This window comes from Psychromicrobium xiongbiense (genome assembly GCF_030271165.1).
Lineage (GTDB): Bacteria > Actinomycetota > Actinomycetes > Actinomycetales > Micrococcaceae > Renibacterium > Renibacterium xiongbiense.
Genome location: NZ_JASSZH010000009.1, coordinates 421926 through 432672 on the forward strand (window position 1 = coordinate 421926; position 10747 = coordinate 432672).

Here is a 10747-nt window from a genome sequence, read left to right on the forward strand (position 1 = left end):
CATCACCAACCCTCCGGAGGTCCCGTGGAGCGCCAGCCCACCCCCGAACCCATCGTGAGCGTCGTCGTCCCCGTCTTCAATTCGGGGAAGCATGTGGCACAGGCGCTGGAGAGCCTGAGGGCCCAGCGCCTCCAGGACTGGGAAGCCCTCCTGGTGGACGATTGCTCGACGGACGACTCCGTGGACGTCGTCCAGGCATTGCTGGACGGCTTCGACGATCCCCGCATCCGTCTGCTCCACCTCGCTGAGAACGGCGGGCCCAGCGCTGCACGCAATCGCGGCGTCTCCGAAGCGCGCGGCGAGTTCGTGTGTTTTCTCGACGCGGACGACGCCCTCACACCGGCGGCGCTGACGCATCTCGTCGAGCTGACGGCAGGGGCCGACGTCGTCTGTGGGGCACACATCGCACGGTCCGCCTCCGGGACTGAGACGACGCGTGCTGATCGCCTCTCCGGCACGGTCACCGGGATGGAAGCACTGATCGGGCTCCTCGAAGAACGGGTCTGGAATTTCAATCACGGCAGGCTCTATCGTCGCACTCTTCTCGAAGGCGTGCAGCACGACGTCCGCGTGCGACGCTACGAGGACCTGATTTTCAACGCAGCCGTGTTCTCCCGGGCCTCCACCGTCCGCTTCACCGGTCATCCGGTGTACGTGTACAACGTCAGCCCGGCCTCCGCGACCTGGTCCCAGAAACTCAGTCCCCGCTTCGTCACCGAGACGGAGCAATTCCTTCGCGAGGGGCTCAACGAAGAGGCCCGGCACCGTGTGCCGAGGACCGCTTGGAACACCATGCGCGCGACGCTCGCCGTCGTCGTCTACTCTGGGGCCCTTGTCGCACATGCCGACCCGGAGACTCAGGAGACCCTCCGGGGAGTGCTGAAGGAATCCCTGGGTCCCAAGCAGTTCCTCGACGTGCTCAGGACGAGTCCGGTCATCGCCGTTTCGGGACTTTTCGCGCGGCTTCTGCCCGGCCTGTACGGGACGCTGTACCGCCACTATGTGGGAAAGACCTACGAGATCTCCGAATGACACGTCCCAGCGAAGCCTCTCAGCGGGCCCTCTACCTCATCGCCGCCGTCGCTCAGGGCGCCGGCCCTCTGCTGACCCAGCCGTTCGTCCAGCGAATCCTCGCACCTGAGGAATGGGGCCGGGTGGCTTTCAATCTCTCCATCGTGTCGATCTCACTCATCGTCATCCTGGCGGGCCTGCCACTGGTGATCACGAGGACCTTCTTCGACCCCCTGCGAGGGCCGGACAAGGCTCGTTCACTGGCTGGTTTCGGAATCCTGCAGTCGCTGGGCCTCGGCGCCCTGGCCGCCGGGGCCGCCACCGTGTGGTTCGCGGTCCGTGGCACGCTGAGCCTGGACCTCTCGCTCGTCCTCGCACTGTGCGCCGTCGGCTTGCTGGGCGGCATCCAGATGTGCCTCGCCGTCCTGCGCGCCCAGAAGCGTGCTGTGGCGTTCGTCCTGCTGACCATCGGGGCTCAGACGGTCGGGCACCTTGCCGGATTGGCTGCCGTCCTTCTCGTGGACCGCAGCGCCACAGCCTATCTCGCGGCTTTCACCGTGGTGGTCGGTGTGACCGCGGTGTGCAGTGTGGTCCTCATACGCCCGCGGCGGCCGTTCGAATTCCCGGGCCTGGTCCGCGAGGCCAACAAGAGCTCGCTCCCGCTACTGCCGCACAGCATCGCCCTAGTCCTGATGCTCCAAGGGGAATCGTTCGTCCTCAATGCCATGCACGGGCCTGCCAGCTACGGCGTCTACGGAGCCATGCTCCCCATGGCGCTGGGGCCACTGTCGGTGGTGCTCGCCCTGGCGAATGTCTGGGAGACCACTCTTCTGGCCCACCGGGGGAATGACGCCGATGGGGTGGTCCGCAGGACGCAACGTGAGGCGCTCGCCGTCTCTCTGGTCCTCATCCTCCTCGCCAGCGCCGGGGCGGTATTCGCGGCCAACATCCTGGCCCACGACCCCACGGGGCAACAGCTGTCCGTGGCCAGGATCCTGCCGGGTATCGCCGTGGGCTACGTGATCTTCCTGATGGCGACGACGCAGCTCGTGGCCGTCAACAAGACCCGGTCGATGGCTGTCGTCACTCCGCTCATCGCGGCCGCCCAGCTCGGTTGCCTGGTGCTGGTGTCACGGAACGAGGATCTCGTCGCGGTCGCCTGGGTGAAAGTCATCGGCTTCGCCGTACTCGGGGTGCTCTATGCCGTCATCGCGCACCGGACCAAGCCGGGCCTCGTGGACTCCCGCCTGATGCTCGTCGGGTTGCCGACGACGGCGGCCATCACCGGGGTGATGATCGTGCAGCCCACCGGACTCCTGCTCTCCATCGTCGAGCTAGCGTCGTTGGTCGTTCTGCTGGGCGGGGCCGCCGTCGTGCTCAGAAGAAGAGAGGCGTCCCGCGCGACGGCGTCCGATCGGGGCTGAGCGAACGCACCACGCTGATCCCGTCGACACGGTGAACGTGCAGGAAGGGGGTGGACCGGGAGCCCGGTCCACCCCCTTCCGGATGGAGTGATCTTGCAAGCTACGGACGCACCGCGTGCACCGCGAGTTTCCGGAGCCCGGGCCACATGCGCTTGGAGACGACCTTCGGAGTGAGCGAGAGCGCATTCAAACGCGAAGTCACGTGGACCTTAGCTGCTCGAGCGGCCTTGCTCCAGCCCTTGGCTGTGAAATCCCGGACGCACTCGTCAAAGAACGCACGCTCCTCGGCGAAGCGGCGTCCGTCCAGGGCGCGCACCGACGAATCGGACTCGCGGTGACGACGGTACTGGAAGCAGACTGTCTCCACCACGGCCATACGACCCCCATTGAGGATGATGTCTGTGGCGAGTGCCAGGTCCTGGACCACATTGTACTGGGGGCGGAAGTCATGGTGCTTCACAGCGTCCGCACGCCAGGCGACGGAGGGGAAATACAACCAGTCGCCGTGCATCAGGCTTTCCGCGATGGCCTCGCCCTCGACGATCGCCTCGGTGGAGCCGCCGACCAGCTGGTGACGCAGATAGTTCTTCACCCTGTCCCCCAGCGGCTCATATACGGCACCGTTCTCATCAATAACCTCGACGCCCGGCTGAACAATGCTGACGCTCGGGTCGTTGAAGGCCTTGCGGATGGTGCCGACGTAATTTGGGAGCATGATGTCGTCCGCGCCCATAATGACCACAATCTCGGACTCTACGAGGCCAACGCACTTCTTGTAGTTGCCGTTGGCGCCAAGGTTCGTCTCATTGCGGTAGTAGCGAATGCGGTCGTCACCAGCCACCAATGCGTCGAAGTAGGCAGGCAGCGAGTCGTCCGGGTAGCCGTCATCGACAATGGTCAGACGGAAATCGCGGTCCTCCTGGCTGAGTACAGAGTCGACAGCAGCCTTCATCATGGCGACGTCACCGTAGTAGGGGAACATCACATCAATGGTCATTGGCATCTCCTGATTGAACTTGCTGAGTCTTAGTGGAACCTGATGTCGGATCAGTTTCAGGCTGGGCGAGATGTTCATCCAGGACGGCCCTCAGAATCGCCACTTCTTCCGCAAGGGTCCGCGTCTCGTCCTCGAGAATGGTCAGCTCCCTTGAAACATGAAGTCCGACGCCGACCAGCAGGACGATTGACAGCGCGAAAAGCAGATTGGCTGGAACCTGAACCCCTACCAGTCCAGCGACCCAGTCCAACAATCGAGGAAAACAGCCAAGAACAATGGTCAGAAGTCCAACAACGAGCCACAGAATCGCATATTTCTCGCGGAGCTTCCCCCTGCGAAGGAGGACCAAGACAACCAGCACCATCCCGATCGAGATCACCAAAGAAAAAGCCACGCTCATGCTACAGCCCTGCTCTCTGCCGAAGCAGGCGACGCCGCCAGGACTGGTTGCACAGAACGCTTCCGGGCAAGGGCGAAACAGAGAACCAGCCCAGACCTAGCCAGATAGATCATGGCCTTGAACGGCCCGTGGCTCGGAGTGCCTGCCTGGCGCTGACGCATCTCCACCGGGATCTGAATGACGGTACACCCCGATTTCAACGCGACCACCAGCGAATCGATAGTGTCTCCCAGATACTCGGTGGGAAAATGATCCAAGTACTGCGCAAGGGCTCGGCGATTCGCCGCACGGAATCCAGAGGTAACGTCAGTGAGCTCGGTCTTGGCAACCCTGGAAATCACTTTGGACAGAACAACCATGGCCCAGCGCCGCGGTCCACTGACCTGATAGGCGCCTCTCCCTGCAAACCGGGCACCAATAGCGATATCCGCCTCGGCAAGCCCCGCCAGTACTCGATTGATATCCCGAGGATCGTGCTGGCCATCCGCGTCGACCTGGATCGCAGAGGTGTAGCCCATGCGGAGTGCATAGTTGAAGCCCGTTCGCATGGCACCCCCCACGCCAAGGTTAAAGGGCAGAACCACAACCATCGCCCCTGCACGTCGGGCAATATCCGGTGTTCCGTCGCTCGACCCGTCATCCACTACCAAAATGTCGTGCTCCGGGGTGACCTCGCGGATCTCACGAATGGTGTCCGCTATGGCCTCTGCTTCGTTCCATGCGGGCATGATAATGAGCGTGCCGGGCTGTCTCGAGTTGCTCATGATCAGTCATCATACCAACGGAGAACAGCGAACACGGGCATGCTGACTGGCCAGGCGCCCGGCTATCCAACCGAAGTGCTCGAGGCAGGGCATAATTGACGAGGCGAGTATAAGAACACAGAGGAGCTCCGATTGACCACCTGGCTACCAATGGCACCGGTTTTCGCGGCAGCTATCCTCCTGTATTTTGGACCCGGACTGCTGATTGGCGCTCTGGCTGGCCTCCGTCGGCTGAATCTTCTGGCGCTCGCCATGCCCATCTCCACCACGATCGCAGCGAGCACGGCGGTGGTAGCTCCATTCGTCAGGCTCCCCTACTCGCCCGCCGTATATCTGGCAGTTTCGGTGGCCGTCGCCATCGTGACGATGCTTGGAAGACTTTGGCTGCTCCGACGTGTCTCGGCTGACACTCCGGGAGCGTCTCTCCGGAGCCCCGGCTACACTTTGGCGTTCAATTCCAGGCTCCCGCATTGGGAAGGATGGCGCCACAGTTGGCTTCTCGCGCCTCTCGGCATGATCATCGCCATCGCAACCATTGGGTATCGATATTTGTCCGGAATCGGCTCACCGGAGAACTTCTCACAGACTTTCGACAACATTTATCACCTGAACGCTGTTCGCTTCATCGTCGATCATGCCAACGGATCTTCCCTCACCCTCGGAAACCTCACGGACGGCTCCAAAGGTTTTTATCCGGCCGCGATGCACGACATGATGGCCTTGCTTCAGATGCTCACAGGCTCAAGTGTCCCAGCTGCCATCAATGTGGGGACGATCGTCATCGGGGCAATCGTGTGGCCTCTGTCCTGCATGTTTCTGATCAGCCGCGTGATCGGGTACCGACCGATTCCCCTCATGATCACGGGTCTCGTGGCTGGATCATTCAGTGCCTTCCCTTACCTCATGGTGGCCTTCGGCATCCTCTATCCCAACCATGCCGCCATCGCCACTTTGCCGGTATCCCTTGCCCTTCTGATCGAGTTCGTGGGCGTTCGCCATGCACCTGGCAGCCGCCGGCTGGCATCCGCACTGGCGCTGGGGGTGGTCATCCCCGGACAGGCGCTGACCCACCCCAGTACTGTTGCGGCACTCCTTGCATTCGGCTTCGCGCCGGTTCTCGGAATGCTGGCGCTGCAAATTTTTCCGCTCAATGGCCGCCACCGTTCCGGTCGCAGCATTGCGCTCTGGCTGATTCTGACGGCGGGCTACGCGGGAGTGACTCTTGTTGCCTGGTTGGTCCTTCGTCCGGGCCTCGGCGCCGCTCCCTGGACTCCCTTCCAGACAACTGCCCGCGCCATCGGAGAGATCATTTCCAGTGCGCCCATGGGAACCACCATCGCCTGGGTCCTGACCCCGCTCACCCTCGTGGGCCTCTACCGCGTTGTGCGGAATTTTCGCACCTTCTGGTGGGTCGGCCTGATGTACGGCATCGGCGGCCTCCTGTATTTCGTGGTGTCCAGCGTTCCGTCAGGCTCCTTCCGAACCTTCCTTGTAGGCATCTGGTACAACGACAGCTTCCGTCTGGCAGCGCTTCTTCCGGTAGTCACCCTGCCTCTGGTCGTCCTGGGGGGCGAAGAACTTGTCAAGGTATTGCGGCTGGCAATCCTTCACCTGAGCCAGAAAGCTAAAGAGCGTAAGAGCCGCTGGACCCGCCCGGCAGCTACCGTGGCCTCGCGGTCCGGGGTGGCCGTCGTATGTATTCTGACGGCTGTTCTGGCCAGCCTCGGGAGCCAGGGTGGGACGCTCGCCATGGGACAGGCCCGCATCGCGAATATCTTCAAAATCACCGATCAGTCCGACCTCGTGAACTCGGATGAATACACATTGATCATGACCAAAGTCGCACAAATTGTGCCTCAGGGCGACGTCATCGTTGCCAACCCACTGACGGGCGGCGCGCTGGTATACGTCCTGGCAGATCGACAGCCACTTCTGCCCCACGTATTCGGGGACCGCACACCCAAAGAGCAGCTGCTCATCGATCATTGGGATGAAGCCGCCTACAACACCACAGTTTGCCCGGTGGTCAAGGAACTGCGCGCATACTGGGCTTTGGACTTCGGACAGCACACGGTGATCCCCGCGGAAGATCCGTTCCCAGGGCTTAAAGGCGTGACTTCCACCAAAGACGGCCCGCTGAATTCTCCAGGTGTTGAGGTCATCGCCACAGTAGGCAAGGCTCGACTTCTCAAGATGACGGCTTGCGGCTGAGGCGGGCGGGAAGAGTAGCCAGGATCGCTCCAACCAGGGGTTGCACGCCCCCGGTGAACGAGCGCATCGTGCGCTTCCGGAAGAAGAGCTAGGAGCTCTTCCGGGCTTCATAGGCCGCTCGCGCCACAGCCGGAACCACCGTCCAGGCAGCCCATTGCACACTCAGCGGAGAAGCCTCGAACAACGCGAGTGCATCGTCCCCTGATTTGAGCTGAACTAGAGAATTCTTAGCCACCGCGAGTATCGGGTCCAGGACGCCACTGCTCTGGATCTGATCGTAGTCTTCCGTTTTCACTGCGATGACATGAACCGAAGCTTTGAACAGTTGGATGTCGCGCACCGGTAGCATGATGGCATCGCTGCCAGTGTCCAGATGCCTTTTGAGACCGACGCGCTCGATGTTCGACATCGAGTCGCTGAGCACCAGCCCAAAGTCCTGCAACGTCTTAATGGAGTTGCTCTGCGACGGGACAACCTGAAGATCAGCTCCGAAGTCGCGTGCAACGCCGGCATAGATAAACGACGTTCCATTGAAGGTTGAGTACCCCTCCAACGACTTGCGGATTGCGGCTTCGGTGGCAGCAATCACATCCTTCGCCTGGCTGGCTCTACCCAGCACCTGTCCGATCATGGTGGTGCTGGTGCGCCAGTCAGTGCCTAGCGGTATATCCGGGTATGCCACGACTGGAGCGATTTTGATTAACTGCTCGTAGCCCTTGGCCGTGATGGCAGAATTTACGGCAAGGATCACATCTGGGCGAAGCTGCCTGAGTTGCTCGAGAGGCAGCGTCTTATCAGCCGGATAGGTCTGCGGGAACACAAAATTCTGATTCGTCAAAGACTTACTGAACCAGAGACTGAGCCCATATCCGCGTTCCGGGAGTGCCTCCACGCCTACAGGAGGGACACCGAGCGCGGCACAGATGTCGTGACTGGCGTAGCCCAATGTCGCGATCCGGGTCGGCAGCGAAGGAATGGTTGTCTGGCCAAGCGCATGCTTGATGGTGACGGGGAACGACGATTTGTCACCACCGGCGGGTTTGGTCGCACACGATGCAAGCCCCAGTGGCAACGCAACGATTCCGAGGAGAAGGGTGCGCCGTTTCAACACCGACGCAACTTGAGTTGGGCGCTGAGCGGTTCTTGCGCTAACGGTCACAATTCTTCCCCTGACATGCGGCGATAAGTACTGATATGGATAGGCGAGCCAGCAGGCTTTACGAGCCGGACCGGCGTTCGGGCGCTTGTCGAGCGGACGACCAGCTCACTCCAGAACACCACCGGCTCGAAGCATCTCCGCGAGGGCATCCTGGATGTGATAGGTGTACGCCATGGACAAGTGCGTGTAGTCCTTCTTGACCGGCATCCCCGCCGAGAAAGCCGGACACAAATTGTCGGGCGCACATACCAAGGCTCGGGTGTCCATGTAGACTCCGTGGAATTTCTCAGTTGCCTTCTTATCCGCGGCCGAGATGTCATACCAGAGAGTCGACACAGTCCCCAGGCAGTCCTGCGGGCTCTTCAGAGGGCCATAGCACTCGCGTACATCTTTGCTGAACGGCGGCGGGCTGAGAACGACAAACTTTTTGGCCGCAGCCGCTTTACCCAGAATAGATTCCATCCCGTCCTCCCAGTCCTGCACAGTGGCAGGCTTGCCAGTGGTTGACATCTGTTCGGGCACCATGGTGTTTCCTATGATCAGCAAATCTGGCTTCGTGTCATTAATGACCTTGATATCCTGCGCCTTGCGTTCGGTGCACTGGGCGCCCTCCTCAGCCGGCTTGGCAATCGGGTAGTCATTGAAAGGGCACCCGTAGCGACCCATCGTTCTGATGTTCCACCCGTTCTGGGTGTAGATCTTAAGCATCGGGATGGCCCATCGCATGGAGATCGAGTCACCGACCAGCACGGCATGTTTTGTGGCGTCCTTCGGCCCAAACGTACACTCGTCGGCAGATTTGTCGCCCGGGTTTCCACATTCATGGAGACCATCAGGATACGGATCCGTGGCAATGGTGTCTTCCATCGTCGGATTCAGGGGTGGATAGGACGTTGCCTTGACTGCCTCAGCAAGTTCGTTTTGAATTTTCTGCACTGCAGGTCCACTGATAGGTGCGGCATTTGCACCTGCAGGCACGCTGCCAGGCTGCATGGTCGGGGCGGGCACTGAGACGACCGCGAGAGCAACCAGAAGCGCAGCAGCGACCCCGAAGCTCAGCAGACCAACCAGGGCGCGCCACAGCGTCCGAGAGTTCTTTCTAGGAAGGTCTCTTGGGCGACCCTTGGCTGAACTCAACCATGAACTCTTGCGAATCGGGTCCTCCACCAGACGATAGGAGAATGCCGAAAGCCCCACCATGATGAAGAGAGCAAGGGGATAATAAGGCCAGAAGGTGGATGGAAGAAACGTGCCAAGGAAGATGATCACCGGGAAATGCCACAAATACAGGCTGTAGGAGATGTCTCCCAGGTACCGACTGACCGAATTAGTGAGAACAGGAATGAATCTGTGGTCCCCCTGGGAGCCTGAAACAATGACCAGGCCAGCAGAAAGCACGGGCAGAAGAGCTCCCGGTGCGGGGAACAACGAGGAACTGCTGACGACGAAGCAGGAAGCGACGATACCGATCAGTCCGAGATTTGCCAACCAAGGACGTACTCGGTCAGGAATCGCCTGGAACCGCTTCAGTCCAAATGCGAGGATGGCACCGAAGCCAAGTTCCCATGCACGCGTGAACGATGAGTAGTATGCCGCGCCGGGATTGGTCGATGACTCAAAAAGCGCCCAACCGAATGAGGCAAGGCTGATCACAATAATCAGGTAGGCGGCAATGGAATGTCCCTCGGTGGATCGGCGTGACTTGCGGCTCCACCACAGAAGAACTGCCAGCATGATCCAGGGCCAGACAAAATAGAACTGCTCCTCAACGGCCAGAGACCAAAAGTGGCGTAGCGGAGAGATCGGGCCGTCCGCTTGAAAATAGTCACTGCCGACCGCCATGAACCGCCAGTTGGCGGAAAACAGCAAGGACCAGAAGCCATCCCACAGGGTTGAAGCGAAGCGAGCCTTGCTGAAGAGCAATTTCGACACAACAACTGTGACGCCTATGACCAAAACAGAGGCTGGAAGGATTCGCTTAATGCGCCGTCGGTAAAAACCACGGAAGGAGATCCGACCGTTGCGGTCCCATTCTCGAATGAGCAATCCGGTAATCAAGAATCCGGAGATCACAAAAAAGACGTCCACGCCAACGAAGCCGCCCGACGGCCATCCAAAGAGATGGTCCAGAATCACTACCCCTACGGCGATGGCGCGAAGCCCCTGTATATCCGGCCGCAAACCGGATTTTGTTCCGACCGCCTGAGGCTGCGTTCCTTTCAGCTTGAGGGCAGGGAGAAGCATGGCTCCCGATTCGCGATTGGCGAAGTGGCGTGACACTACGTTCCGCCTCCATATCATCTCTGCATCGTTGAACTCATCGCGGGTGCAAGTCCACTGGCAATCTTACCGATTGTCCGGGTGAAGCTGGTCGTCATCAGTTGTCAGGGGCGAGCAATGCGTCCCGCGCCGGAGGCGGACGAGCCCTTGAGCGAGAGTCTCGCCTCCTTGAGATTTATGGTGAAGGAACCAACCGGCCAGTAGGATCGAGCACACATTCGACGCTCCCCCACACGGCCGTTCCGGCGGTCTGCCATGTCGCTTCTTCGCCGTTTCATCGCCTTGCTGGCACTCTCCGTCATCTTTAGTGACGTGACCCCACCCGCAGTTGCAGCTGATGATGGCGGTGCGATCGCGGCGGCCTGCCAGCGTCTGGGTGGAGCATCCGGCCGCCTTGGACAGCCGCCTGGATGCCGTTGGGTGTGCTCTGCAGAATGGCGGCTGCGCGCAACATTTCCGGCTCTTCGCAGTTGAGGGTGTAGGTCGGGGCCGCGCGGCGAT

Annotated in this window: 9 protein-coding genes; 3 read left to right on the plus strand and 6 right to left on the minus strand. The window is 60.6% G+C overall.

The window, feature by feature from the left end; translation table 11 throughout:
- The first annotated feature begins 24 nt into the window (after positions 1-24).
- Positions 25-1032 carry a glycosyltransferase family 2 protein gene (locus tag QQM37_RS04705; RefSeq protein ID WP_285725393.1) on the plus strand — a complete coding sequence of 336 codons (1008 nt, stop codon included), beginning with the start codon at positions 25-27 and terminating at the stop codon, positions 1030-1032.
- On the plus strand, positions 1029-2435 hold the full coding sequence (locus tag QQM37_RS04710) for a lipopolysaccharide biosynthesis protein (protein ID WP_285725394.1): 1407 nt from the start codon (positions 1029-1031) through the stop codon (positions 2433-2435). The genes QQM37_RS04705 and QQM37_RS04710 overlap by 4 nt, the downstream gene beginning before the upstream one ends.
- 100 nt (positions 2436-2535) lie before the next feature.
- Here the strand turns inward: QQM37_RS04710 and QQM37_RS04715 are convergent, their stop codons facing one another.
- The 3 genes from QQM37_RS04715 to QQM37_RS04725 are packed head-to-tail and all read right to left on the minus strand — an operon-like array spanning position 2536 to position 4560.
- Positions 2536-3432, minus strand: coding sequence for a glycosyltransferase family 2 protein (locus QQM37_RS04715; protein WP_285725395.1), 897 nt, complete (start codon positions 3430-3432; stop codon positions 2536-2538).
- The gene (locus tag QQM37_RS04720) at positions 3422-3832 is read right to left on the minus strand and encodes a DUF2304 domain-containing protein (protein WP_285725396.1); all 411 of its coding nucleotides are present in this window, start codon (positions 3830-3832) and stop codon (positions 3422-3424) included. Before QQM37_RS04720 ends, QQM37_RS04715 begins: the two co-directional genes overlap by 11 nt.
- Positions 3829-4560, minus strand: coding sequence for a glycosyltransferase family 2 protein (locus QQM37_RS04725; RefSeq protein ID WP_285725397.1), 732 nt, complete (start codon positions 4558-4560; stop codon positions 3829-3831). The genes QQM37_RS04720 and QQM37_RS04725 overlap by 4 nt, the downstream gene beginning before the upstream one ends.
- 186 nt (positions 4561-4746) lie before the next feature.
- Here QQM37_RS04725 and QQM37_RS04730 point away from each other — a divergent pair, with 186 nt between their 5' ends.
- Positions 4747-6807 carry a DUF6541 family protein gene (locus QQM37_RS04730; protein WP_337250237.1) on the plus strand — a complete coding sequence of 687 codons (2061 nt, stop codon included), beginning with the start codon at positions 4747-4749 and terminating at the stop codon, positions 6805-6807.
- 88 nt (positions 6808-6895) lie between these two features.
- On the opposite strand, the gene QQM37_RS04735 is transcribed toward QQM37_RS04730, so the two are convergent.
- The 3 genes from QQM37_RS04735 to QQM37_RS04745 all read right to left on the minus strand — a co-directional run.
- Entirely contained in the window at positions 6896-7918 is a 1023-nt protein-coding gene (locus tag QQM37_RS04735) for an ABC transporter substrate-binding protein (protein WP_285725399.1), read from the minus strand.
- Between the two features lie 153 nt (positions 7919-8071).
- On the minus strand, positions 8072-10246 hold the full coding sequence (locus QQM37_RS04740) for an acyltransferase family protein (protein WP_285725400.1): 2175 nt from the start codon (positions 10244-10246) through the stop codon (positions 8072-8074).
- A 304-nt stretch (positions 10247-10550) separates the two neighbouring features.
- A partial coding sequence (locus tag QQM37_RS04745; protein WP_285725401.1) for a hypothetical protein occupies positions 10551-10747 on the minus strand: 197 nt, incomplete at its 5' end.

Excerpts from the sequence above, each read along its gene's own strand:
- QQM37_RS04710 (WP_285725394.1), top strand. The coding sequence starts at position 1,029 with ATGACACGTCCCAGCGAAGCCTCTCAGCGGGCCCTCTACCTCATCGCC.
- QQM37_RS04715 (WP_285725395.1), bottom strand. The coding sequence starts at position 3,432 with ATGACCATTGATGTGATGTTCCCCTACTACGGTGACGTCGCCATGATG.
- QQM37_RS04720 (WP_285725396.1), bottom strand. The coding sequence starts at position 3,832 with ATGAGCGTGGCTTTTTCTTTGGTGATCTCGATCGGGATGGTGCTGGTT.
- QQM37_RS04725 (WP_285725397.1), bottom strand. The coding sequence starts at position 4,560 with ATGCCCGCATGGAACGAAGCAGAGGCCATAGCGGACACCATTCGTGAG.
- QQM37_RS04730 (WP_337250237.1), top strand. The coding sequence starts at position 4,747 with ATGGCACCGGTTTTCGCGGCAGCTATCCTCCTGTATTTTGGACCCGGA.